This is a genomic window from Streptomyces sp. NPDC094448 (assembly GCF_044763775.1).
Taxonomy (GTDB): domain Bacteria; phylum Actinomycetota; class Actinomycetes; order Streptomycetales; family Streptomycetaceae; genus Streptomyces.
The window spans coordinates 172,482-196,615 of sequence record NZ_JBIWGU010000002.1 but is presented as its reverse complement, the minus strand read 5'-3'; the positions used below and the strand labels follow the sequence as shown (position 1 = coordinate 196,615).

The 24,134-nt window shown below is 71.7% G+C and carries 23 protein-coding genes; 9 read left to right on the top strand and 14 right to left on the bottom strand.

Going from position 1 to position 24,134, the window contains the following annotated elements; all coding sequences use genetic code 11:
- Positions 1-74 precede the first annotated feature (74 nt).
- The gene (locus ACIQ9E_RS04345; protein ID WP_403701763.1) at positions 75-458 is read left to right on the top strand and encodes a F0F1 ATP synthase subunit epsilon; all 384 of its coding nucleotides are present in this window, start codon (positions 75-77) and stop codon (positions 456-458) included.
- Between the two features lie 156 nt (positions 459-614).
- Complete coding sequence (locus tag ACIQ9E_RS04340; protein ID WP_403702889.1) at positions 615-1,076, top strand: DUF2550 domain-containing protein; 462 nt, start codon at positions 615-617, stop codon at positions 1,074-1,076.
- A gap of 481 nt (positions 1,077-1,557) precedes the next feature.
- Here ACIQ9E_RS04340 and ACIQ9E_RS04335 read toward each other — a convergent pair whose 3' ends face one another.
- The 3 genes from ACIQ9E_RS04335 to ACIQ9E_RS04325 all read right to left on the bottom strand — a co-directional run bounded on the left by ACIQ9E_RS04335 (position 1,558) and on the right by ACIQ9E_RS04325 (position 5,517).
- Positions 1,558-3,306 carry a glycosyl hydrolase family 18 protein gene (locus ACIQ9E_RS04335; protein ID WP_403702886.1) on the bottom strand — a complete coding sequence of 583 codons (1,749 nt, stop codon included), beginning with the start codon at positions 3,304-3,306 and terminating at the stop codon, positions 1,558-1,560.
- A gap of 304 nt (positions 3,307-3,610) precedes the next feature.
- Positions 3,611-4,291: a response regulator gene (locus tag ACIQ9E_RS04330; RefSeq protein ID WP_403701761.1), complete on the bottom strand. Its 681-nt coding sequence runs from the start codon at positions 4,289-4,291 to the stop codon at positions 3,611-3,613.
- Positions 4,288-5,517 carry a sensor histidine kinase gene (locus ACIQ9E_RS04325; RefSeq protein ID WP_403701759.1) on the bottom strand — a complete coding sequence of 410 codons (1,230 nt, stop codon included), beginning with the start codon at positions 5,515-5,517 and terminating at the stop codon, positions 4,288-4,290. Before ACIQ9E_RS04325 ends, ACIQ9E_RS04330 begins: the two co-directional genes overlap by 4 nt.
- A 161-nt stretch (positions 5,518-5,678) precedes the next feature.
- On the opposite strand from ACIQ9E_RS04325, the gene ACIQ9E_RS04320 reads away from it, so the two are divergent.
- Complete coding sequence (locus tag ACIQ9E_RS04320; RefSeq protein ID WP_403701756.1) at positions 5,679-6,281, top strand: hypothetical protein; 603 nt, start codon at positions 5,679-5,681, stop codon at positions 6,279-6,281.
- Between the two features lie 65 nt (positions 6,282-6,346).
- On the opposite strand, the gene ACIQ9E_RS04315 is transcribed toward ACIQ9E_RS04320, so the two are convergent.
- The 4 genes from ACIQ9E_RS04315 to ACIQ9E_RS04300 all read right to left on the bottom strand — a co-directional run bounded on the left by ACIQ9E_RS04315 (position 6,347) and on the right by ACIQ9E_RS04300 (position 9,995).
- On the bottom strand, positions 6,347-7,462 hold the full coding sequence (locus tag ACIQ9E_RS04315) for an MFS transporter (RefSeq protein ID WP_403702882.1): 1,116 nt from the start codon (positions 7,460-7,462) through the stop codon (positions 6,347-6,349).
- A gap of 83 nt (positions 7,463-7,545) precedes the next feature.
- Positions 7,546-8,775 (bottom strand): ATP-grasp domain-containing protein, encoded by a 1,230-nt coding sequence (locus ACIQ9E_RS04310; RefSeq protein WP_403701753.1) that lies wholly within the window; start codon positions 8,773-8,775, stop codon positions 7,546-7,548.
- 51 nt (positions 8,776-8,826) lie between these two features.
- The gene (locus tag ACIQ9E_RS04305; protein WP_403701750.1) at positions 8,827-9,126 is read right to left on the bottom strand and encodes a hypothetical protein; all 300 of its coding nucleotides are present in this window, start codon (positions 9,124-9,126) and stop codon (positions 8,827-8,829) included.
- Between the two features lie 296 nt (positions 9,127-9,422).
- Positions 9,423-9,995, bottom strand: coding sequence for a cob(I)yrinic acid a,c-diamide adenosyltransferase (locus ACIQ9E_RS04300; protein WP_403701748.1), 573 nt, complete (start codon positions 9,993-9,995; stop codon positions 9,423-9,425).
- 201 nt (positions 9,996-10,196) lie between these two features.
- Between ACIQ9E_RS04300 and ACIQ9E_RS04295 the strand changes: the two genes are divergently transcribed.
- The 4 genes from ACIQ9E_RS04295 to ACIQ9E_RS04280 all read left to right on the top strand — a co-directional run bounded on the left by ACIQ9E_RS04295 (position 10,197) and on the right by ACIQ9E_RS04280 (position 15,625).
- Positions 10,197-10,835, top strand: coding sequence for a TetR/AcrR family transcriptional regulator (locus ACIQ9E_RS04295; RefSeq protein WP_403701745.1), 639 nt, complete (start codon positions 10,197-10,199; stop codon positions 10,833-10,835).
- A 159-nt stretch (positions 10,836-10,994) separates the two neighbouring features.
- Positions 10,995-11,843, top strand: coding sequence for a 3-hydroxyacyl-CoA dehydrogenase family protein (locus ACIQ9E_RS04290; protein WP_403701742.1), 849 nt, complete (start codon positions 10,995-10,997; stop codon positions 11,841-11,843).
- A gap of 478 nt (positions 11,844-12,321) precedes the next feature.
- On the top strand, positions 12,322-12,645 hold the full coding sequence (locus tag ACIQ9E_RS04285; protein WP_006346582.1) for an STAS domain-containing protein: 324 nt from the start codon (positions 12,322-12,324) through the stop codon (positions 12,643-12,645).
- A gap of 355 nt (positions 12,646-13,000) precedes the next feature.
- Entirely contained in the window at positions 13,001-15,625 is a 2,625-nt protein-coding gene (locus ACIQ9E_RS04280) for an ATP-binding protein (protein ID WP_403701738.1), read from the top strand.
- 156 nt (positions 15,626-15,781) lie between these two features.
- Here the strand turns inward: ACIQ9E_RS04280 and nucS are convergent, their stop codons facing one another.
- Complete coding sequence (nucS, locus tag ACIQ9E_RS04275; RefSeq protein WP_186768160.1) at positions 15,782-16,444, bottom strand: endonuclease NucS; 663 nt, start codon at positions 16,442-16,444, stop codon at positions 15,782-15,784.
- A 305-nt stretch (positions 16,445-16,749) separates the two neighbouring features.
- Here nucS and ACIQ9E_RS04270 point away from each other — a divergent pair, with 305 nt between their 5' ends.
- Positions 16,750-17,142: an SCO5389 family protein gene (locus ACIQ9E_RS04270; protein ID WP_403701735.1), complete on the top strand. Its 393-nt coding sequence runs from the start codon at positions 16,750-16,752 to the stop codon at positions 17,140-17,142.
- 248 nt (positions 17,143-17,390) lie between these two features.
- Here the strand turns inward: ACIQ9E_RS04270 and ACIQ9E_RS04265 are convergent, their stop codons facing one another.
- On the bottom strand, positions 17,391-18,545 hold the full coding sequence (locus ACIQ9E_RS04265) for an LLM class flavin-dependent oxidoreductase (protein WP_403701732.1): 1,155 nt from the start codon (positions 18,543-18,545) through the stop codon (positions 17,391-17,393).
- Positions 18,546-18,762: 217 nt separating this feature from the next.
- Between ACIQ9E_RS04265 and ACIQ9E_RS04260 the strand changes: the two genes are divergently transcribed.
- The gene (locus tag ACIQ9E_RS04260) at positions 18,763-19,092 is read left to right on the top strand and encodes an ATP/GTP-binding protein (protein ID WP_403701729.1); all 330 of its coding nucleotides are present in this window, start codon (positions 18,763-18,765) and stop codon (positions 19,090-19,092) included.
- A 69-nt stretch (positions 19,093-19,161) separates the two neighbouring features.
- On the opposite strand, the gene ACIQ9E_RS04255 is transcribed toward ACIQ9E_RS04260, so the two are convergent.
- From ACIQ9E_RS04255 to ACIQ9E_RS04235, 5 genes are all read right to left on the bottom strand, one after another.
- Positions 19,162-19,992, bottom strand: a complete 831-nt coding sequence (locus ACIQ9E_RS04255) for an ABC transporter permease subunit (protein WP_403701726.1) — start codon at positions 19,990-19,992, stop codon at positions 19,162-19,164.
- Entirely contained in the window at positions 19,989-21,104 is a 1,116-nt protein-coding gene (locus tag ACIQ9E_RS04250) for an ABC transporter ATP-binding protein (RefSeq protein ID WP_403701723.1), read from the bottom strand. Before ACIQ9E_RS04250 ends, ACIQ9E_RS04255 begins: the two co-directional genes overlap by 4 nt.
- A 147-nt stretch (positions 21,105-21,251) precedes the next feature.
- Complete coding sequence (locus ACIQ9E_RS04245; protein WP_403701720.1) at positions 21,252-22,031, bottom strand: ABC transporter permease; 780 nt, start codon at positions 22,029-22,031, stop codon at positions 21,252-21,254.
- Between the two features lie 3 nt (positions 22,032-22,034).
- Positions 22,035-23,066 (bottom strand): ABC transporter ATP-binding protein, encoded by a 1,032-nt coding sequence (locus tag ACIQ9E_RS04240; RefSeq protein WP_403701717.1) that lies wholly within the window; start codon positions 23,064-23,066, stop codon positions 22,035-22,037.
- Between the two features lie 107 nt (positions 23,067-23,173).
- Positions 23,174-24,112 (bottom strand): hypothetical protein, encoded by a 939-nt coding sequence (locus ACIQ9E_RS04235; RefSeq protein WP_006346569.1) that lies wholly within the window; start codon positions 24,110-24,112, stop codon positions 23,174-23,176.
- Between the last annotated feature and the right edge of the window lie 22 nt (positions 24,113-24,134).

Sequence of the window (24,134 nt, the reverse complement as noted above, 5' to 3'; positions counted from 1 at the left end):
CGTGTCCGGTGCCCTACTAGACTGATGAACCGACACCCGGCGAAGCCGCCGGGTGGTGACCCGAGGAGCCACCCTTGGCTGCTGAGCTGCATGTCGAGCTGGTCGCCGCCGACCGTCAGGTCTGGTCCGGTGAGGCCACCCTGGTCGTCGCGCGCACCACGTCCGGCGACATCGGCGTCATGCCCGGTCACCAGCCGCTGCTCGGTGTGCTGGAGTCGGGCCCGGTGACCATCCGTACCAGCACCCCCGAGGGTGCCGGCACGGTCGTCGCCGCCGTACACGGCGGATTCATTTCCTTCGCCGACAACAAGCTGTCGCTGCTGGCGGAGATCGCCGAGCTGGCGGACGAGATCGATGCCCAGCGTGCCGAGCGTGCGCTGGAGCGTGCCAAGTCGGATTCGGACGCGGCGGCCGAGCGCCGTGCGGACGTCCGGCTGCGCGCGGTGGCGGTGGGCTGAGCGCCCCGCCGTACGGACAAGACCTCAGCCGCGGCTCGGACTGGAACCTCCAGACCGGGCCGCGGCTGAGGCGATGCAGGTGCGAAGGGGACCCCTTCTCCGCACGGGGCGGAGACCGGGTTTGGGTACGACGACGAAGCGAGGAGGTCGGTGGCGATGTTCCTCGTGGTGCTGGTGAGCGTGCTGGCGGTCGTCGCACTGGTGGGGATCGGGCTGTTCGTCTTCGGACTGCGCCGCCGGCTGATCCAGCGCTCCGGAGGGACCTTCGACTGCTCCCTGCGGTGGGACGTCCCCGACGATGACGCGGAGTCCGGCCTGCCGCCCGGCAAGGGCTGGGTGTACGGGGTCGCCCGCTACAGCGGTGACCGCATCATGTGGTTCCGGGTCTTCTCGTACGCGCCGCGGCCCCGCCGGGTGCTGGAGCGGTCCGCGATCGAGGTCGTCGGCCGGCGTACGCCCGAGGGCGAGGAGGAGCTGGCACTGCTCTCCGACGCCGTGGTGCTGGGCTGTCTGCACGAGGGGACCAGGCTGGAGCTGGCGATGAGCGAGGACGCGCTGACGGGCTTCCTGGCCTGGCTGGAGGCGGCGCCTCCCGGCCAGCGGGTCAACGTCGCGTAGCCGCCTCCCGCTGCGCGGTGCGTGTTCCGGGCCCCGGTCCGTAACGGGTGCGCCGGTCGCCCGTCCCCGGACCGTGGGTGGTTTCTCGCGCAATTCTCCCCCTACGCCTGGCGGCGTGGGAGGTGCCCCCACCCCTACGCCCAGAGGCGTGGGGAGGTGCCCCCACCTACGCCTTCGGCACGGGGGACCCCCAGGTGCTCTCGCCTCGGGCCCTCCGGAAGGGCGGCTTCGCGGGGTCACCGGCATCGTCGAAGGGCCTGGGGAACAGGTACCCAGGGGCGCGAGGAACTGCGCGACAAGCCGCAACCGGCCCGCGGGCGGCGAACCACCCCACCGGACTTCGACCCCACCGGACTTCGACCGCACCGGTCGTCCGCTGGGCCCGCGCATGCGAAAGGGGCCGGGGAGAGATCTTTCTCCCCGGCCCCCTTGCGTCGGCTCACGGGCTCACGGGCGCATCAGGCACGCCCCCCGTGCCGTGTCACTGCAGGCCGTTGTGGACCGCCGTGACCATTTCGCCGTTGCTGGTGTCACCGCTGAACTCCCACCAGAACGCGCCGCCGAGTTCCTGGTTCTTCGCCCAGGTCATCTTGGTGGCGATGTTCGCCGGGGTGTCGTAGCCCCACCAGTTGCTGCCGCACTTGGCGTACCCGGTGCCACCGAGGGTGCCGCTGGACGGGCAGGTGTTCTTGAGGACCTTGTAGTCCTCGAAGCCGGGCTCATAGGTGCCCGGGGCCGGTCCGGTGGCCGTGCCGCCCGGGAGCGTCTGGGTGACGCCGGTCCAGCCGCGGCCGTAGAAGCCGACGCCCAGGAGCAGCTTGTTCGCGGGCACGCTCTTCGCCTTGAGCTTGGCGATGGCGGTGGCCGAGGTCCAGGCCGGCTCGGGGATCGGGGTGTACCCGGTGAGCGGGGAGTGCATGGCGGTCGGGCCCTGGGCGCTCCAGGCGCCGAAGAAGTCGTACGCCATGACGTTGTACCAGTCGAGGTACTGGGCCGCCCCGCCGTAGTCGGCGGCGTCGATCTTGCCACCGGTCTTGCCGTCCGCGGTGATCGCGGCCGTGACCAGGTAGTTCGGGCCGAACTTGGTGCGGAACGCCTGCGCCATGTTCTTCATCACGGCGGGGCCGCTGGTGTCGCAGGTCAGACCGCAGGCGTTGGGGTACTCCCAGTCCAGGTCGATACCGTCGAAGACGTCGGCCCAGCGCGGGTCCTCCACCAGGTCGTAGCAGGACTGGGCGAAGGCCGCCGGGTTCTGCATGGCCTGGCCGAAGCCGCCGGACCAGGTCCAGCCGCCGAAGGAGTAGAGGATCTTGATGTGCGGGAACTGCTGCTTCAGCTTCCGGAGCTGGTTGAAGCTGCCGCGCAGGGGCTGGTCCCAGGTGTCGGCGACGCCGTCGACGGAGAGGTCGGCGGTGTAGGCGCGCTCGTAGTCGGAGTAGGAGTCACCGATGGTGCAGCGGCCGTTCTGGACGTTGCCGAAGGCGTAGTTGATGTGGGTGATCTTGGCCGCGGAGCCGGAGGTCACCAGGTTCTTCACATGGTAGTTGCGGCCGTAGACGCCCCAGTTGGTGAAGTACCCCATCTTGATCTTGTTGCCGCCGGGGCCGCCGCCGCCCGGGGTGGTGAAGCTGTGGACGCCGCTGAGCGGGCCCAGCTGGTCGATGGTGTCCCGGGCCTGGACCGAGTAGCTGTACTGCGTGCCCTTGGTCAGGGCGTTGTCGGTGTACGTCAGCCCGGTGACGGTGGCGATCTTCAGACCGTCACGGAGGAGGTCGTAGTTCTTGATGCCCGTGTTGTCGGTCGCCGCGGTCCAGGAGATGACGGCCGAGGTCTCCGTGACATTGCTGGAGGCCGGGGTGCCCGGGGCGGTGGGCAGCGGGTCCGTGGGACCGCCCTCGCAATTGGCGCCGTTGATCTTACAGTTGGACGGCGCGCCCGGACCGGTGCCGTTGAAGCTGAAGGTGGTGCTCGCGCCGGGAGCCAGCGCGGCGGCCCAGGACTTGCTCTTCGCGGTCCAGCGGTTGCCGACGTTGGTCACGTCGACGTCCCAGGCGGAGGTGACCCGCGTGCCGGTGGGGAAGTCCCACTCGACGGTATAGCTGCTGATGGTGGTGGTGCCGGTGTTCTTGACCGTCCACTTGCCCTCGAAGCCGCTGCCCCAGTCGGAGCCCTTGGCGTAGGTGGCAGTGGCCGAGGTCGCGGCCTGGGCGGGTGATGCGAGGCCGACCATCGCGGCCATCGGGACCACCAGTGCGGCCAGGACCGCGGTCACCTTCGATCTGAGCGACCATCGGGCTCTGGGGACGTGCAGAGGTGGGGGTTGAGTGCTCACGGGTGCTCCTTGAGGAGGTCCGGACAGTGGGGGTGGGACCAGGGTGGAACCGTGCACTGCGCACTCTGCGAGGCTCACCGCAGCGTGTGTTCCGGTGAGAGTAAGAAGGTCTGGACCAATCGTCAATAGGTCCAGACCATAGTGAGGTGCCCCCGGACAGCCCCGTCCAACCGCCGGGTTCCGGCCACAGCGGGACGCTCCGTCAGATGCCGAACTCCTGCGCGAGGACGGCCGCCTGGACCCGGCTGCGCAGCTCCAGTTTCCCGAGCAGCCTGCTCACATGGGTCTTGACCGTGGCTTCCGCCATCCGGAGCCGCTCGGCGATCTCGGCGTTCGACAGGCCTTCGCCCAGACACGACAGCACCTCCCGCTCACGGCGCGTGAGGGTGTCGAGGAGGGCCGGATCGGGTCCGCCAGAGGCGCGAACCGGCCGCGGAGTGGCGAATTCCGCGATCAGTCTCCGGGTTACCGCGGGGGCGATGAGCCCCTCCCCGCGGGCCACCGTCCGGACCGCCTCCAGCAGACCGAGGGCTTCGGTGTCCTTCAGCAGAAAGCCGGACGCGCCCGCCCGCAGCGAGCCGAATACGTACTCGTCGAGGTCGAAGGTGGTCAGCACAAGGACGTCCGCCAGTCCCTCGGCGACCACTTGACGCGTCGCCGACACCCCGTCGAGCCTGGGCATCTGGACATCCATCAGCACCAGATCGGGGCGCAGCTCGCGGGCGAGCCGTACCGCCTCCTCGCCGTCGGCGGCCTCGCCGACCACCTGGATGTCCGGTGCGCTGCCCAGGATGAGCACCAGGCCGGCCCGGACCGCGCTCTGGTCCTCGGCGACCAGGACCCGGACGGGTGCCGTCGTGGTGCCGTCGTCTGCCGGGATCATGCTTCGGGCTCCTTGTCGTCGGGTACGGGCAGGGCCGCCCGTACTCGCCAGATCTTCTCCGGACCGCCGTCGGGGCCTGGTTCCGGGCCCGCTTCGAACTCCCCGCCGAGGAGTACGGCCCGCTCCCGCATCCCCACCAGCCCGGCTCCGGACCCCGGTGCCCGGGGGCCGGAGCGGGCGCCGTACGGGCTGGTCACGACCACGGTCAGCCGTCGGCCCGAGGTGTGTTCGAGGACGATGCTCACCAGGCCCGGGGCGGCGTGCTTCAACGCGTTCGTCAGCGATTCCTGCACGATGCGGTACGCCGCCTGCTCGACCGGCGCGGGCAGGGCGACCGCCCCCGGCCCCTCCCCGCCTCCGCCGGGCCGCCGGTCGTCGATGACCACGTCGATCCCGCTGGCCGCGCCGTTGGTCCTGGCCTGGGCCACCAGGGAGTCGATCCCGGCCAGCGACGGGCGGGCGGCGGGCTCCCGGTCGTCGCTGTTGTCCCGGAGCAGCCCGATCAGCCGCCGCATCTCGGCCAGCCCCTCGACGCTGTTCTCGCGGATGACCTCCAGCGCGCCGCGGGTGGTCTTCGGATCGTCGAGGGAGAGCGCGGCCGTGGAGTGGATCGCGATCGCCGACAGGTGGTTGGCGACCAGGTCGTGGAGTTCCCGGGCCATCCGGGAGCGTTCGGCGGTCACCGCCTGGGCCCGGTCCATCTCGGCCAGCAGGGCGGTCTGCTCGGCCCGGAGCCTGGCCGCGTCCGCCGCCTCGCGGTGGTTGCGGACGATCGCGCCGGTGGCCGCCGGAGCGAAGGTGATCAGCCCGAAGACGATGCCCAGCAGCAGGGACTCCGCCACCCGGAGCACCGCGAGCAGTACACCCGTCACGACGACGGTCAGCACTCCGGTGATCTTCGGGAGATGGCGGGTGAACCTGGCCGGGCCGTAGACCACGGCCGAGTACACCGCGTCCGTGAAGACGACGATCGTGATCAGCGAGCCGACCGTGAACAGGTCCCCGATCAGCGCCAGGCAGCCGACCAGCAGGGTGGTCAGCGGCCGGGTGCGGCGGAAGGCGGCCTGGCAGCAGATGACCACGAGCGGCACCAGGGCGGCCCACGGCGGCGTCGGGCTGGTGTCCGGGCGCTGCATATAGAGCCCGAGCGACCAGACCAGTACACCGCCGACGAGGGCGGCCGCGGCGATGAGGACATCGTCGCGATGGGGGCGGGGGAGGCTCACATTCCCATCAAACACGGCCCGGTCGCCGCGGGCGTCGTGAGCGCGGGGGAACGGCTGCTACATCGAAGGATGCACTTCCGCGGCCCGCCATCTCCTCTCCCGCGACGACGTCCGGCGGCCCGGGGCGGGGGAGCCTGGACGGAGGAGAGAGGGGTGCAGTCGTGATCGTCACGCTGATCGTGATCTGTGAGGTCGGTTTCTGGGTGCTGCTGGCAGCCGGGCTCGGGGCCCGCTACGTCCTGCGCAAGCCGCGTCTGGGCGCGGCGCTGCTGCTGTGCGAGCCGGTGCTGGAGGTCGTCCTGCTGATCGCGACGGCCGTCGACCTCAGGAACGGGGCCGAGCCGAACTGGACCCATGGACTGGCGGCGCTGTACATCGGCTACACGGTCGGGCACGGCCGTCGCACGGTGAAGTGGCTGGACGGGCTCGCCGCCCGGCGCTTCGACGGCGTCGAGCCGCCGCGGGCACCGAAGTACGGCCGGGAGCGCGCCGCCCACGAGGGCAAGGTGTGGCTGGGTACGGTCACGGGCGCGGCGACCGCCACCGTACTGCTGCTGCTCGCGATCGCCTACGTCGGCGACGGCGCCCGGGACAACAGCCTCTGGGCCTGGATCGCCCAGGCCTGGAAGATCACCGGGATCCACGGGCTGGTCGCGCTCTGGTACACCCTGGCCCCGCCGAAGGCGCCCGAGGGCCGGGACGCCTGGGGCAACGACCTCGCCGCCGGGCCCCGTGAGCACCAGCGCACCGGCAAGCGCCTCTAGTGCTGTGGCCGGAAGGGTTTGTCGCGGGCCGGCAACCCTTCCGGCCACAGCACTACTAGGTGTCCTCACGCGTCGTCGACTGCGGCGCGGGAGGCGCTGAACCGGCGGAGGGTCCACGGCAGCGCGCCGAGCATCGCCGCCGAGCCGATGGCGGCGAACGCGCAGGCCGGTGAGCCGTGGTCGAGGGCAAGTCCGGAAAGCGGTGCCCCCATTGCGTTACCCAGCGTCATCGCGGCGCTGTGGTACCCCAGGGACCTTCCGAGATCGGCTGCGGGGACGTGCCGGGTGAGGACGTCGAGGGTGGAAGTCACGGTCGGCGCGTACACCAGGCCGGCAGGAATCAGGAGCAGTGCGAGCGTGTACCACTGGCCTCCTGCGCCGGCGAGTACGGTCAAGGCCCCCAGGCTTGCGGCGAGTGCTGTCAGCGGGGGAGGGGTGGGCAGGATTCCGTAGAGGAAGCCTCCGGCCAGGGAGGCACAGCACCACAGGGCGATGACTACCGCCGCGAGGGGCGCCTGGCCGTGAGTGCGCAGCAGGGCCACGATGGCGATCTCGGTGCCGGTGGCGACCATGGCCGTGGCCCCTGCCAGCACGAGCAAGCTCCACAGGTGCGGCCAGCGTTGTGGCAGGGGCGGTTGCGAGGTATTGGTGCGGCTGGTGGTGTTCGGGAGGCTGAGGAGGAGTGCGCCCGCTGCCACGGCCGTCGCTGCGCCTACTCCGCGCAGGGTCGTGCTGGTGCCGAGGGGGCCGGTGGCCAGGGTGATCGCCAGCGCTGGTCCGGCCATGAAGCTGATCTCGACGCCCATGGAGTCCAGGGCGAAGCCGGGACGGCGCAGGTGCGGGGGGATGGTTGTGGAGAGGTGGCGGCGGACCACGGTGGTGACGGGCACCTGTGCTGCGCCTGCGCCCGCGGCTGCGGCCAGAAGCTGGTGCCAGGTCAGCAGGGGCGCGGTCGTCCAGAAGGCCAGCGATGCGGCTGCGGTCACCGCCACTACGATCCTCGGTCCGTTGCGGTCGGCCTGCCGTCCGAGGAGTGGTGAAGCAGTCGCCACCCCCAGGACATAGGCGCCGACTACTGCCCCGGCTGCGCCGTAGCCCCGGTGCAGGCCGAGCACGACGTGCAGTGTCAGCGCGGTCGCGGCTGCGGCTACCGGGATCCGGGCTGTGAGACCTGTGAGCAGCAGCCGTTTGGCGCCGGGACAGCGTAGGACGGCCCGGTACCCGCAGTCGTGCCCGCCGGTGGGGGCGGTGGCGGCCGGCGGGCTCAGAACAGGACCTCCACCGCTTGGTCGAAGGAGCGCACATGGTCCCAGAGCGGTGGGGTTCCGGGGCCGGGTCGGTAGCGTGCGACGACGGAGCAGAAGTACTGCGGGTCCATGTCGCTGTGGGGGTACAGGACGTCACCGGGCCGCTTGTAGCACAGGCTCAGTTCGACGTCGGGCCGCTCGGCCAGGGCTTCGAGGCCCCGGATCTCGCGGATGGTTCCGTGACCCTGGTAGGGGAGCTGGTACCAGAAGTAGTGAGCGCCGTCGTCCGGGTGCTCGGTTACGGGGGTCGGTGCCGGGCTGCGGTCGAGTTGGGCGCGGTCGGTGCAGATCTGGCTGAGGTAGAAGGCACGGGTGAAGTCGGTGCCGGTGGCGCTGCGCAGCAGGTGGTGGAAGACCGCGTTGGCTCCGGGGCGTGCCGCGCACTCCAGCACGTGGGGTTGTCCGCGGTGGAAGCGGACTTCGGTGTGGGTGGGGCCGAAACGCAGGCCGAGTGCGCGTACGGCGCGATGGGTCAGCTGGACGACCGATGCGCGCAGTGCGGGGTCCATCCACGGTTCGCTGACGTAGAGCCGGTCGGGGAAGGTGTGTGCGGCGTTCGGGTCCTCGTAGCGCGCCAGTACCCCGTCGCACAGCGGATCGCCGTCGAACCACACGGTGTCCACACAGTACTCTCGGCCGTCCAGGTAGGGCTCGGCCAGGAAGTCGGCAGAGCCCTGAGCCAGTGTGGCGGTGTTCAGGTCCGCGATCCGGTCCAGTTGGCGGGCCAGGTCGGCGCTGTTGTCGACGCGCCGGACACCCACACTGGCGTAGCCGTGGGTGGGCTTGACCACCAGCGGGAACAGGGACGCTTCGGGTGGTGGTCCCTGCGGGTCCACGGGCACCGAGCGCGGTGTGGGGATGCCGTTGGCCTGCCAGATCTCTTTTATCCGGGCTTTGTCGCGGGCCGCTTCCACGACGCTCAGCGGATTGCGGGCGACCCCGAGATCCCGGGCCAGGCGCGCCGCGGCGACGGTGTGCACCTCCTTGGTGGCGATCACCGCCGCGACCGGTGCGGAGGAGCACCGCGCGCTGACGGCCCGCGCCAGTTGCGGCAGCGTGAGTCCGCCGTCGGCCAGTACACCGACCCCCGGAACCGGTGGCGGGTCCGAGGCCACCGCCAGGAGGCGGTCGCCGTGTTCGCGCGCGACCTCGCGCAGTGCGCGCAGGAAGAACGCGGGGGTCTCCACGCATACGACGGTTCGCTGCACCGATGGGCCTTTCAGGTTCGCAGGGCCGGATCAGCCGGTGAAGGCGGTGATCAACCGCGCGGACTTGCGCGTGCCGCCTCCGGGCACGGTGCAGGCGCTGCTCATGGTGGCCCCGGCCTCGGCAGACCGCGACCTGGTGGCTGTTCCGGCCAGGGGGACCGGGCCCGGACCGTCGGCCCGGGGCGCGGTCCGGACCAGGGGGGTGACGTCGGTGCGGCTGGGGGCCGGCGGCGCGGTGGAGGAGCCGGTGTCCCCGTCGATGCAGTCGGCGACGAGCGGCGAGGCGGGCAGCACGAGCGCGGACACCCGGGCACCGGCCGGCGCTGCCACGAGGCGCCACCTGCGGGCGGAGGCGGCGGCAGGGAAGCGGAATCGCACGGAACACCTCTGCTCAGGGGCACACCGGACAAGAACTGGTCACATACCCGGCAAAGTTGGTGGTTGTTCACATCTGAGCAGCCCGTCGGGGGCGAAGCAAGGCGCCGGGCCTCGGGGGTCTCGCGGAACTTCGGCAGATCCCGTAGCAGTCGTTCCGCTTGTCCGTGCCGCTTGGATCACCTGGTCGCTCGGCGGACACCCGCCCGTCACCCGGGTAAACAAGCCCGCGGGTCGATACACCGAGCGGGTCAGCGTTCGCCGCCGGGGACCCACAGCACGTCCCCGCGCTCCTTGTTGGCCGTCCTGGCCAGGATGAACAGCAGATCCGACAGCCGGTTGAGATAGGTCGCCGTCAGCGGGTTCATCGTCTCGCCGTGGACCTCCAGCGCCGCCCAGGTGGACCGCTCGGCGCGGCGTACGACCGTACAGGCCTGGTGCAGCAGGGCGGCGCCCGCAGTGCCGCCGGGCAGGATGAAGCTGCGCAGCTTGTCGAGGGAGGCGAGGAAGTGGTCGCACTCCTTCTCCAGCCGGTCGACGTAGAACTGCTCCACGCGCAGCGGCGGATACTGCGGGTTCTCGGTGACCGGCGTCGACAGATCGGCGCCGACGTCGAAGAGGTCGTTCTGGATCCGGACGAGGACCGTGACGACCTCCTCCGGCAGCCCGCCCAGGGCGACCGCGGTGCCCAGGACGGCATTCGCCTCGTTGGCGTCGGCATAGGCGGCGATCCGCAGATCCGTCTTGGGCGCCCGGCTCATATCGCCGAGCGCGGTGGTGCCGTCGTCGCCGGTCCGGGTGTAGATACGCGTCAGATTCACCATGGGTCCAGCGTAGTGACGTCGCCGGGGGCCGGGCGCGGGGCCGCCCGGGCGGTGGCGGCCGGCGAAGGTCCGGCTCAGCGCGGACATGCTGATGACGGGCATGACAGCAGCGAAGCAGAACCGATAAAAATTTGCAATGGACTTAAAAAATTCATTGAAGTCAAAAATGGACTCCACTGCGGCAGCGGGTAGGGTTGCCGTATGACCGAAGGGCTGAGGGAGCGCAAGAAGGCGCGAACGCGACGGCATATCTCCGATACGGCCACGGGCCTCTTCCTCGACCGCGGCTTCGACGCGGTCACGATCGCCGAGATCGCCGACGCCGCCGAGGTCTCCGTCAATACGGTCTACAACTACTTCGCCACCAAAGAGGACCTCTTCCTCGACCGCGGCGACGAACTCGTCGCCCGGCTCTCCCGCTGGGTGCGCGGCCGGGACATCGGGGAGTCGGCGGCCGCCGCCGTACTGCGCGAACTGCGCGCCGAGGCCGAGGCCGTCTCGCCCCGGATCGGCCTGACCCGCGGTCATGAACGCTATCTGCTGGTGGTCCAGGAAGCCGCCACGCTGCGCGCCGGTCTCGCCCGCCTCCAGCAGCGCGGTATGGAACAGCTCGAACTGACCCTGCGCGAGGAGACCGCCGCCGCCGCGGGGGATCCGCTGCCCGCCCTCGTCGCCGGGCAGATCGACTGGATCCACCGGTCCGTCCTGGACGCGGTGCGCGGCGGGATGGCGGCAGGCTGCGCCCCCGAGGACGTCGCCGCCGCCACGCTCCTCTTCGTCGACGAGGTCGAATCCCTCCTCGGCGAACGGGTCCTCGGCTACGCCGTGCGCACCGACTGACCCTCCCCGGTGAACCACGGCCGAACCGCCGCTCCCCATCCCGCGGTGTGATGTACGCCCGCCGGAGCGTGACGCGCATCTCTTCGGCGCCACAGCACCGGCCGTGGGCGCTAACCTCCGCCGAGAGGCGAAAAGTGAACGACTGTTAAGGGGTGTCGCGTGGCCGGGAAGCTCGCCGTCATCGGGGCCGGACTCATGGGGTCCGGTATCGCACAGGTCTCCGCCCTGGCCGGCTGGGACGTCGTCCTGCGCGATATCACCGACGAGGCCCTGACCCGCGGCACCGACGGCATCGAGGCGTCCCTCGACCGGTTCGTCGGCAAGGGCAAGCTGGCGGCGGCGGACGCCGAGGCCGCCCTCGGCCGGATCACCACCACGACCGATCTCGACGCGGCCGCCGACGCGGACGTCGTCGTCGAGGCCGTTTTCGAGAAGCTGGAGGTCAAGCACGAGATCTTCCGGGCCCTCGACCGGATCGTCCGGGCCGACGCGGTGCTCGCCTCCAACACCTCCGCCATTCCCATCACCAAGATCGCGGCGGCCACCTCCCGCCCCGAACGGGTGGTCGGCGTCCACTTCTTCTCGCCCGTGCCGATGATGCAGCTCGTCGAGCTGGTCCGCGGCTACAAGACCAGCGACGAAGCCCTCGCCACCGCACGGGCGTTCGCCGAGTCCGTCGGCAAGACCTGCATCGTCGTCAACCGGGACGTCGCCGGATTCGTGACGACCCGCCTGATCTCGGCGCTGGTCGTGGAAGCCGTCAAGCTGTACGAGAACGGTGTCGCCTCCGCCGAGGACATCGACCTCGCCTGCAAGCTGGGCTTCGGCCATGCGATGGGGCCGCTGGCCACCACCGACCTCACGGGCGTGGACATCCTCATGCACGCCACCGGCAATATCTACACCGAGTCCCAGGACGAGAAGTTCGCCCCGCCGGAGCTGATGCGCCGGATGGTGGACGCGGGTGACATCGGGCGCAAGAGCGGGCAGGGCTTCTACACGTACTGACGCGTCAGGTCCCGCACAGGGCGGGTGCGGACGCGGGCGGCACGCCGCGACGGCCGCCGGTCCCGGTCCTGTCCGGGTTCCTGCCGGCTTCCGGGGCCGGACGGCGGTCGGTGCGTACGGATCCACCTCGCCGACACCGTGGTACGGGCCGTTCCGGACAGCCCGTACCGACGGGGCTTCCGGGCCCCGTCGATCACCCTTCGGAGTGATTTCGGTATCGGTTCGCTTACAACCAGCAACCGAGCGGCCCGTAATGCAGTCAGTTGATGGAGAACCGCAGTGGACTGACGGAACCGCCCGGACGGGACGGGCCGCCGGAACCGGACGGGACCGGCAGACCGGCCCGGACGGACCCGGCGCACCGGATGCATCGAAACATCTCAGTGCGCCGTGACGGGGCATCACCGCCCGCGCCCGGCGGCGCGGGGTGTCCCCAACAGCCGGACGAACGACAGCCGAAGCACTCTCGGGAGCGCATATGCACATCAGGGGCGACCACACCGAGCTGGTCGTCGGGGGCCGCCTCGACGTCCGGAGCGCGGCGGACGCCCGTACGGTCCTGCACACGGCCGTCGACGACGGGGACGGGGATCTGGTGCTCGACCTCACCGCCCTCGACTCCTGGGACGCCACCGGGCTCGGGGTCATCATGGGTGCCCACCGCCGGGCCGGCCGCTGCGGCCGGCGGCTCGTCCTGCGCGGAGTGCCGCCGCAGATGCAGCGGTTGCTGGTCGCCACCCGGCTGCACCGGATTCTCGCCATCGAGGGCGGCCTCGCCGCGGAATCCCTGCCCCGCGTCTGACTCCCCGTCCGGTCCGGGGCCGCCCCGGCCCCGGCGCCGTGCCGCGGACCGCGCCGGCGCCCCCGCCCGCTACCGGTTCCGGCCACCGCCGCCGCGCACCACGGCCCGGCCGGTCACCGGACGTCCGTACGGCCCGCACACCATCCGCCGATTTCTCATGGGATCGTGACCTCGCGGACCGCACGGCACCCCCCGGGCGGGGGGATACCCTGCCACCGTCAAGGGTTCGGTTCCGGCCGGAGCCGCGGAACGGCCGGACGGATACGTACGGGCAGGCACGGGAACGGACGGGAACCCGCGCCAACCCCCTGTCCGGGGCCAGGGAACAAGGGAGCCAATGAAGCCGAGGGAGCCGATGAACAGGGCCAGTTCCGGCGGGAGCGGCGGTATGCCGCGCGCCCCGCGCGACCCCGCCGTGGAGAACTTCGCCCACCCCGCGCCCGCCCCCGTCCGTATCACCCCGGTCGTCGCGGGCGACTTCCTGCTCACCGTCAACCCCGTCGACGGCAGCGAGATCGCCCTCCGCCCGCCCGGCGGCGCCCCCGCGGACCAGAACTGGCCGGACCGGCCCGAGCGGCGGACCGCCGCCGAACGCGCCGCCCACGAACGGGCCGGAGCCCCGCCCGTACCCTCGGGATCGGCCCGGCCCCGCCCCGGGCTCGTCGAACGCGACGAGGTACGCGAACGCCTCGGCCGACTCCTCGGCCGCGGCCGCTCCGTCCGGCTCACCGGCCCCCCGGGATCCGGCCGCACCGCCCTGCTCGACCTCGTCGCCCAGGACTGCGCCGGTCTCGCCCCGGACGGCGTGATCCGGCTCAACGGACTCCACCGCACCGCCGGTGATCTCCTCCACGCCCTGTTCGCCGCCGTGCACCGCAGCGAGCGCCACCGGCCCGACCGTGCCGAACTCCTCGCCGGGATCGCCGCGATCGGTGCCGTCGTCGTCCTCGACGATTTCGAAGGACCGGCCTCCGCACTGACGGAACTCCTCGACGCGGCGCCCGAATGCGCCTTTCTGATCGCCTCCCTCCCGGCCGGACCCGACTCCGGCGACGGCCCCCACGGCCCCCGGATCGACGAGGCCGAACTCGAAGGACTCAGCCGCGCCGGCTCCCTCGCCCTCGTCGCCCGGCTCGTCGACCGCGACCTCACCGAGGACGAGCGCAACTGGGCGGGCGACCTGTGGTTCGAATCCGAGGGGCTGCCGCTCCGCTTCGTCCAGGCCGGGGCCCTGCTGCGGCAGAGCGACGCACTGCGCGCCGACGCCGACGCCGCGGAGGACGCCTCCCCCTTCGAAGGCGCCCGTACCACCGGCGTACGGCTCCCGACACTCGGTCAGGGAGCGGCCCCCGCAGCGCTGCTCGCGTCCCGGCTCAGCGAGAGCGCGCGCGAGACCCTGCGGCTCGCCGTCGCCCTCGGCGGCGAAGTGCCGCACCAGGCGCATCTGCCCGCCCTCATCGGCGACACCCATGCCGACAGCGCCCTCGGAGAGCTGACGGCCTGCGGGCTGCTCTCGCCCGCCGGACCGCGCCGGCGGCTCGCCCCGGGCGCGCTCGACCAGTTGAAGGAGAAGGGGTACGGCCCCGATCCCGGCCCCGATTCCGGCACTGCCGCCTCCGGCGGCCGCCCGGACGACGGTACGGACCGCGCCCACACCGCCGCCCGCCACTACGCCTGGTGGACCGCGCACCCCTCGGTGACCGCGGAACGCGTCGTCGTCGAGGCCGACGCCGTACTCGCCGCCCTGACCGCCCTGCTCGCGGGCCGGGTGCCGGGACGGCTCAGCACCGCCGTACGGCTCGCCCGCGCCGCGGCCCCCGTCTTCGCCGCCGGACTGCACTGGACGGCCTGGGAGAGCACCCTGCGGATGGGCTCGGAGGCCGCGCGAATAGCGGGAGAGGTCGCCGAGGAGGCCTACTTCCACCATGAACTGGGCGTCCTCGCGCTCTGCACCGACAACCTCGGCCGGGCCCGCGCCGAACTCGAAGCCTCCATCGGGCTCCGCGGGGCACTCGCCGACAAGAACGGAACCGTCGCGGGGCGCCGCGCCCTGGCCCTGGTCACCGACCGCGAGAAGCAGCCGGCCGGCGAGGGCGGCGCCGTCGTGCCCGCGCCCCGGGCGATAGCGCCCGGCGGTCCGGCCGCGCCCCGGCTGCTGCCGGTACCCGTGCCCGTACCGCCCCCGCTGCCCGTGCCCGCGCCCCGGACCCTCCGCAAGCCGGACGACGACGAGGTGGCGTCCCGGCTCGGACCGCGCCCGGTCGAACTCGGCAGGCCCCCGGTGCGCCCCGCGCTCCCCACGGGCGCCGCGGCGGCCATCTCGGAGCCGCTGACGGTCCCGGAGGCCCTCGCCGCCCCGTACCCGCAGAAGGAACCGCGCCGCCGCCGGGGCGGTCTGCTGCTCGGCAGCGCCCGGCGCAATCTGGTGGCGGCGGGCGCCGGAGCGGTGCTCGTCGCGGTCCTGGGCACCGTCCTCACCTTCGCCCCGGCGTCCGACGACGTCGAGCCCGGCACCCGGGTCGACCCCGGCGACTCCGTACCCGACGAGGACCTCCACGAGGACGGGGCGGCAACCGGGGAACCCGCCCCGCCGCAGGACCCGGTGATCGGCGACCCGACCCGGGAGCCGTCCCGTACCGCACCGTCCGAACGCTCCCCCTCGCCGTCGCCCGCCGCATCCCGGGAGACGGCACGCGCGACGGCAGGCCCGTCGGACTCCCCGTCACCGGCGGACCCGTCGCCGACCCGGTCGACGCCGCCGACCCCGAAACCGTCGGACAGCGGGCCGACGACGGAGCCGCCCACCACGCCGCCCACCGGACCGCCGCAGTCACCGACCCCCGGGCCGACGGGCAGCGCGACCTCCGAACCGCCGCCGACCGGGGAGTCGGCACCCGAAGGGGCCGTGTCCGGCACCTCGGCACCGGCCCCGGACCCGGCTTCCCCGGTCCCGGACTCCGGCTCCCCGTCGGCCGGCTGACACCCGGCGGACGGGCCGGAGGCGGTACGGATGCGCGTACCCCCGCCGGGTTCCGGACACGGCACCGCCCCGGCCCGGATTCCGGGGCGGGGCGGTGGTGACGGGCGCGCGGCCCGGCGTCGAAAACAGCCGCAACAGCCGCAACAGCCGGAACTGTCAGAACAACCGAAGTTTGTCGTCCTCGATACCGCGCAGCGCCTCGTAGTCCAGGACGACGCAGTGCATACCCCGGTCCGTCGCCAGCACCCGGGCCTGCGGCTTGATCTCCTGGGCCGCGAACACCCCGCGGACCGGCGCCAGATGCGGATCCCGGTTCAGCAGCTCCAGATAGCGGGTGAGCTGCTCCACCCCGTCGATCTCGCCGCGCCGCTTGATCTCCACGGCGACCGTGGCCCCGTCGGCGTCCCGGCAGAGGATGTCCACCGGCCCGATCGCGGTGGGGTACTCACGGCGGATCAGCGTATAGCCGTCGCCGAGCGTCTCGATCCGGTCGGCCAGCAGCTCCTGGAGGTGCGCCTCGACACCGTCCTTGATCAGCCCGGGGTCGACCCCCAGCTCGTGCGAGGAGTCATGGAGAACCTCCTCCATGGTGATGATCAGTTTTTCGCCCGCCTTGTTGATGACCGTCCAGACACTTCCGTCGCCCTCCTTGAGGGTGCACGGAGGGGACATCCAGTTGAGCGGTTTGTACGCCCGGTCGTCCGCGTGGACGGAGACGCTGCCGTCCGCCTTCACCAGGATCAGACGGGGAGCGGACGGGAGGTGGGCGGTGAGCCGGCCCGCGTAGTCCACGGAGCAACGGGCGATGACGAGGCGCATGGTCGGCAACGCTACTCGACGGGCACCGCCGCGCGCGATTCCGCCTGCGCTCGACCGTCCGCACCCGCTACTGAGCCTGGCTGAGCCCCTTCGGGTCGCCCCACTTGTCCCTGTTCGCTTCTGGCTGGTTGTCGGCCCAATCTTCTGGTGCCACCGGGACACCGCACTTACCGTGGATGCAGGAGGTTGCCGGACGCGTACTGTGCGTCGTCATTTTTCCGCGCATGCCGGTGCCACCGGGGGACCGGCGGACCTCCTTCCCTGCCCGTAAGACCCCGGAATCCGGGGTCGCGAGAGGAGAACCCATGTCGCTCGACGTCTCACCGGCGCTGTTGGAACAGGCCGAGCGAGGCGAGGTCGACGAAGCCGCCTTCGTCGACTGCGTCCGGACCTCCCTGCCCTATGCATGGGAGATGATCAGCTCTCTGGTGGCCAGGCTGAAGGTGGACGGCGGGGATTTCGCCGACAACCAGACGCCCCCGCCGGACGAGCAGGCACGTGGTCAACTGCTGCGCGCGCTCGCGAGTGACGCGATACGCGGTGCGCTCCAGCGGCACTTCGGAGTACGTCTCGCTTTCCAGAACTGCCACCGCGTCGCGGTGTTCCCGCTGGACCCGTCGGTGGACGAGCGGCTCGGCCGTTTCACCTCCTCCCGGGCGCAGCTGCTCAACCAGTCGCCGGAGTTCCGCGACTGCTGATCCGAGCGGGCGGCAGCGGAAACGGCCTCGCGCTACGGGAAGTGCGGGGCACCCGGCCGCCGCCGGGGGTCCCCCACGCCGCCCGGGGCGAGGGGGAGGGCGGCCCCCGTGAGCCCCCCGCACGGGACGCTTCCCGCGGCGGGGGGAACTCCCGGCAGCCGGGCTCGGGGCGCCGAGGCGCCCGGCAGGGCGCGCGGGGCCGGTGCCCGGCGTGCCCGGCCCGTGCCCCGGTCCGGAGCCGCCGCTGCTCAGCGCAGCAGGGGAAGGACTTCCTCGCCGAGGCGGCGCACGGTGGTCTCCGTGGCGACGAGATCGCCGGAGCCCTCGGCGAGGAGCGCGAAGCGGGTGATGCCGGTACGTTCCGCGGTGGCCGCCAGCCGGTCGGCCGCCGCCCGGGGCGGGCCCACCGGATGCAGCGAACAGAGCAGTTCGGTATAGGCGACGGGGTCCCGCATCGTCCGTACCCGGTCGTCGACCGTCCGATGGGCGCCGAGTCCCAGCCTCAGCCAGCCCGGCATGGCCTTGAGCAGGGCCCCACGGGCCTCCCCGGCCTCGTCGGCTATCTGGACCACTCCGGCGGATACGTGTCCCGCGGCGGCGACGGCATCGGGGCAGTGTCCCGCGGCCAGGGCGTGCCGCCGCCAGAGGGCGATCATCTCGGCCTTCTCCTCGTCGCCGCAGTGCATGCCCAGAAGCATCGGCAGTCCGCGTTCGGCGGCGATCCGCACCCCGTCCGGAGAGGTGCAGGCGACGACGACCTCGGGGTGCGCGCCGGGGGCGCCGGCGAACTCCGCCGTACCGCCGCCGGCTGCTCCCGTACCGGCTCCGACTGCCGCGGTCGTATCTGCTGCCGTGCCGTCGTGCGGCTCGGCGGGACCATCCGCGGTGGACCGCGGTGCGCCGTCGAGCAGATCGGCGGGGCGCGGTACGACGGCGACCTCGCGGAAGCGGTACCGGTCGCCGGCCGCGCCCACCGAGGGCTCCCGCAGCCAGCGCAGCAGCAGATCGAGGGATTCGGGGAAGCCGCTTTCGTACGCCGCGAGTCCGGAGCCGAAGACCTCCAGGTCGATCCAGGGCCCGCCGCGGCCCACTCCCAGCGAGAACCGCCCCCCGCTGGTGATGTGCAGCAGGGCCGCCTGCTCGCCGAGGGCCACCGGATGGACGTTCGGCAGCACACTCACCGCCGTGCCGACCCGGATCCGGCGGGTCCGGCCCAGCAGCACCGCCGCCAGGGTGACCGCCGACGGGCAGACCCCGTACGGGACGAAGTGGTGCTCCGCCAGCCAGACCCCGTCCAGCCCGGACTCCTCGGCCACCTCCGCCGTCCGCACCGCCCGGTGCAGTGCCTCCCCCCGTCCCTGGCCCGGGAACTGAGCGGCCAGGACGAACGTACCCACGCGCATGCCTGCTGCCTCCTCGTGGCCGATGGCCCGACCCCCCTGACCGCACTAACGCCTGACACGTGCCAAAGGCACGGGCGGCGGCGAAAATCATGCGATTGTCCGGTAACTGGGCCCGGTGGCGGGCGGGCTGTCACTCTCCCGGGTGCGTCTACCCGGGGCCCCGGCCCGTAGGCTGGACTCGTAAGGAAACGTCCCCACTTGCCCCGCGAGGTGCCGCGTGTCTCCCCGCCACAACCGCCCCAAGGGCGGCGACAAATCCTCCGCTCCGGCCGGTGGGACCGGCGACCGGTACGGCGGTTTCGGCCGTACCGAGTCCTGGCAGGGCGAGGACTGGTCGGTCCGGCATGTCGCCGGTGCCGCCGCCGACGGAAAGCGCTACCGCTGCCCCGGCTGCGACCAGGAGATCCCTTCCGGCGTACCGCATGTGGTGGCCTGGCCGGACCACGGCGGGGTGGACGACCGGCGGCACTGGCACAAGGCCTGCTGGAACGCCAAGGACCGCCGCACCAGCCGGGTGCAGCGGTCCCGTAACGCGCCCCGGCACTGACCGGGCGGCCGGCGGCCGCGGGGCCGGGGGTCTCCCCTCCGGCCCGGTCCACCGGGATGCACCTCGCGACTACACGTCGCGCGATTCCAGCATCGCGTAGGCGCCTGCCAGCGATACGGCGGCGAGCCCGATGATGATCGCCAGCGGCTCCCAGGCCATTGGCCCGCCGTCCATCAGGGAACCCTCGTAGAGGACCCCGAGCTGGCCGGGGATGGAGTACTGGATCAGCCATTCGCTGAGCCCGCGGAGCGCATCGAAGGTGACCATCAGGACGGTCATCACGAGCGGCAGCAGGACGACACCGAACATGATGGTGATCGCGCCCGCGGAGTGCCGGACCATCGAGCCGACGCCCAGCGCCAGCAGCCCCAGGAAGGCCAGGTAGAGGCTGACACCGAGGGTGGCGCGCAGCCACCGGCCGCCGTCCGGCTCGCCGCCGAGGATGCCGACCTGTACGACACCGAGCAGCAGCGTGGTGACCGAGGTCGCGACGAACACCAGGACGAAGTAGACGATGGCCTTCGCGGTGAGGATCCGGGCCCGCGACGGGCAGGCGGTCATGGTCATACGGATCATCCCGGTGCTGTACTCCGAGGTGATCGTCAGCACCCCCAGGGTGATCACGCAGATACCGCTGAGCACGGCGCCGAAGAAGCCCAGCGTCAGCACCTCGTCCCGGACGAAGGTCCCGTCGTCGCTGGACTTCACGATGAGGGCGACGAGGGTGCCGGCCCCGAAGAACAGGCCGACCATCCCGCCGAGCGTCCACATCGTGGAGCGCAGTGAACGGATCTTGGTCCACTCGGAGGCGATGGCGTCGGAGAGCCGGGCCGGACGGACCGGGATGGGCGAGACGTATCCGGTGACGGGGGCGCCCGACGGCTGGCGGGAGGTGGTCATCGGGGGTCCTCGGACGTGGTCGGGGCGGCGGGCTCGGACTTCGGCATCCCGGACGTTGTTACGGCCGCCGGGGGCGGTCCGGCGGAGAGGTTCCCGCCGGGGCGCGGCGGGGCGTACCAGCCGCCGCCCGTCGGGGCGTCGGGCATCCGGAACTCCCCGTACGGCTGCTGCTCCATCAGCCCCGCCTTCTCGTCCTGCGTCGAGCGGAAGTCGACGGCGCTCTGCGTCATCCGCATATACGCCTCCTCCAGCGACGCACGGTGCGGTGACAGCTCCCACAGCCGGACACCGGCGCCGTGCGCCAGGTCGCTGATCCTCGGCAGCGGCAGGCCCATCACCCGCAGCGCGCCGTCCGGCTCGGGCATCACCCGCGCCCCCGCCTCGGCCAGCACCCCGGACAGCTTCTCGCGCCGCCCCGGCTCGTCCTCGGGGATCCGGACCCGGGCGAACCCGGCCGAGTTGGCCGCGATGAAGTCCCGTACCCCCATATCGGCCAGCAGCTGCCCCCGGCCGATCACGATCAGATGGTCGGCGGTCAGTGCCATCTCGCTCATCAGATGCGAGGAGACGAAGATCGTCCGGCCCTCGGCGGCCAGCGACTTCATCAGATTCCGGACCCAGTGGACGCCCTCCGGGTCGAGCCCGTTGACCGGCTCGTCGAAGAGCAGCACCTTGGGGTCGCCCAGCAGGGCCGCCGCGATGCCCAGCCGCTGGCCCATGCCCAGCGAGAAGCCCTTGGAGCGGCGCTTGGCCACGTCCTGGAGGCCGACGACGCCGAGGACCTCGTCGACCCGGCGGGCCGGGATGCCGGAGAGCTGGGCCAGGGCCAGCAGATGGTTGCGGGCGGTGCGCCCGCCGTGGACGGCGTTGGCGTCCAGCAGCGCGCCGACCTCCCGGGCCGCGTTCGTCGCCGTACGGAACGGACGGCCACCGACGGTGACTGTCCCGGACGTCGGATTGTCCAGGCCGAGGATCATGCGCATCGTGGTGGACTTCCCGGCACCGTTCGGGCCGAGGAAACCGGTCACCACGCCGGGACGGACCTGGAAGGTGAGGTCGTACACGGCCGTCGTGGTGCCGTAGCGCTTGGTCAGGCCGACTGCCTCGATCATGCTCCCGCCCTATCGGCGTCAGATGTTCCGGGCCTCGGGCATCGTCGCCGCCGGCCCCCCGTAAGGCTTACGAGGATATCCGGAGGCCGGCGGTTCCCGTGAGAACGGGATTCCGAACCGATGGTGACGGAGAGTGATATCTGCGGTTCAGGCGTCCCGCTTCTTGATGACCAGAAAAGCGCCGATCAGAGCCGCCACCACCCACAGCACCATGATTCCCAGGCCCTCCCAGGGCCCGTACGGCACCCGATCGCTGCCCATGGCGCCCGGCACCACCTGCATGATCTTGGAACCGGCCTGGTCGGGGAAGTAGTGGGCCACGTCCTTGGCCTTCGGGACCAGGATCAGGATCCGCGAGACCAGGAAGAAGAACGGCATCAGAATGCCGAGCGACAGCATCGAGGAGCGCAGCATCGTCGCCACACCCATCGAGAACAGCGCGATCAGGCCCATGTACAGACCCGCCCCGACGACCGCGCGCAGTACGTTGTCCGCGCCGATCGTGGTGCCGTGCTCACCGAGCAGCGCCTGGCCGAGGAAGAAGCTGGCGAAGCTGGTGATCCAGCCGACGAGCAGCGCCAGCGCGGTCGCCACCGCGATCTTGCTGAAGAGGAAGGTGCCCCGCTGGGGCACCGCGGCCAGCGAGGTACGGATCATGCCGGAGCTGTACTCCGTGCCCACGACCAGCACCCCGAAGACCACCATCGCGAGCTGCCCCAGCACGATCCCGGAGAAACCGGCGAGCACCGGATCGAAGGTCAGCTGCTGCTCGACGGGCAGATCGCCGAAGGTGGCGTTGTAGACGGCGCAGAGCGCGCCGCTGATCGCCACCGTGGCGACGAAGGCCGCCAGCAGCGTCCAGACCGTCGACGACACCGTACGGATCTTGGTCCACTCCGACTGGAGGGCCGCGGGCACCGAGGCCATCCGTCAGACTCCCTTGCTGCGGCCGCCGCCGCCGTTGTGGTGGCCTTCGCCGTCCCGGGTCCCCCAGCCCGCGCCCCAGTCCGGACCGGTCGGCCCGCCGGCCGGTTGGGCACCGGAGGCCCCGGCCGCCGGAGTGCCGTGCGCGTGGTATTCCACGGAGCCCGCCGTCATCTGCATGAACGCCTCCTCCAGCGAGGCCTGCTGCCCGCTCAGCTCGTGCAGCACCACCCGGTGGGCGGCCGCCAGCTCGCCCAGCGCCTCCGTCGTCGCACCGTCGACCTCCAGCGCCCCGGCCGATTCCCGTACGGTGAAACCGGCCCCGTGCAGTACGTCCCGGAGCCGCTCCTGCTCGGCCGAGCGCAGCCGTACATAGCTCCGCGAGTTCTGCCGGATGAAGTCCGTCATCGACGTGTCCGCCAGCAGCCTCCCCTGCCCGATCACGATCAGATGGTCGGCGGTCAGCGCCATCTCGCTCATCAGATGCGAGGAGACGAAGATCGTCCGGCCCTCGGCGGCCAGCGACTTCATCAGATTCCGGATCCAGTGGATGCCCTCGGGGTCGAGCCCGTTGACCGGCTCGTCGAACATCAGGATCTCGGGATCCCCCAGCAGCGCCGACGCGATGCCGAGCCGCTGCCCCATCCCCAGCGAGAACCCCTTCGACTTCTTGTCCGCCACCGGCGACAGCCCGACGATGTCCAGCACCTCGGAGACCCTCGACGCCGGAATCCGGTTCGCCTGGGCCAGACAGAGCAGATTGTTGTACGCGCTCCGCCCGCCGTGCATCGCCTTGGCGTCCAGCAGCGCCCCGACGTACTTCAGCGGCTCCGACAGCTCGTGGTAGTGCCGCCCGTCGATCCGGACCGTCCCCGCCGTCGGCAGGTCCAGGTCCAGCATCATCCGCATCGTGGTGGACTTGCCCGCGCCGTTCGGTCCCAGAAAACCGGTGATCATGCCCGGCCGGACCCGGAACGACAAATGGTCGACGGCGACCTTCGGACCGAAGTGTTTGGTGAGATCCTCCAGCTCGATCATGCCGCCACGCTAAGCGCGCGCAAAGCCCCCCGCCACTTGAGCGACAGGGGGCTTGATGCCGTTCCGATCAGCCGTACGGGGGGTCGGGCCCACCGCCGGCCGGCGGGTCAGCGGGACTGCTGCGCCGGGACACCGCGCGAGATCGGCTCGTCGTCGACGGGCGCGCCCGCCGCCGCCACCGCGGCGCCGGTCAGCGTCGCCAGCATCTCGCGGACATTGGTGAGCTGCGCGTTGATGGAGTCGCGGCGGTTGGTGAGCGCCGCCAGCTCGCGCTCCGATTCGCTGCGGATCCGGTCGGCCTTGGCGTTGGCGTCGGCGACGATGTCCTCGGCCTGGCGCTGCGCCGTCTCCACGGTCTGCCGGGCCCGGCGCTCCGCGTCCGTCCGCAGCTTCTCCGCCTCCAGACGGAGCTGCTCCGCCCGGTGCTCGATCTCCGCGAGCCGCTTCTCCGCCTTCGCCTGACGCGACGCCAGATCCCGCTCGGACTGCTCACGGCGCTTGGCGAGGTTCGTCTCGAAGTCCGCGGCGGCCTGGGCGGCCTTGGCGCGGGTCTCCTCGAAGAGCGCGTCCGCCTCCTCGCGCTTGGACTGGGCGTCCTTCTGCGCGTCGGTACGGAGCTGGGTGGCATCGCCCTTCGCCTTCTCGACGATCCGGATGCCCTCCTCCTCCGCCTTCTCCTTGCGGTCGGCGGCGAACGACTCGGCGTCGTTGCGGACCTGCTGGGCGGCGGACTCGGCCAGCTCACGGTGCTGCTCGGCGGCGCGGCGCGCCTCCTCGCGCAGGTCCTTCGCCTCCTCCTCGGCGAGCCGGAGGATCTTCTCGACGCGTGCGCCGAGGCCGGCGTACGACGGCTCGGCGTCGCTGACCTGGGCCTGGGCGTTCTGCGTTTCGAGATGCAGCTCCTCGATGCGCTTTTCCAGAGAGGTGATCCGGGTCAGAGCACTATCACGGTCGGCGACGAGCTTGGTAATGCGGTCGTCCACCTGACCGCGGTCGTAACCACGCCGCACGAGCTCGAAGCCGAAGGGTGAGGATGTGTCGCTCATGGGGTTCCTGTCGAATGAGACC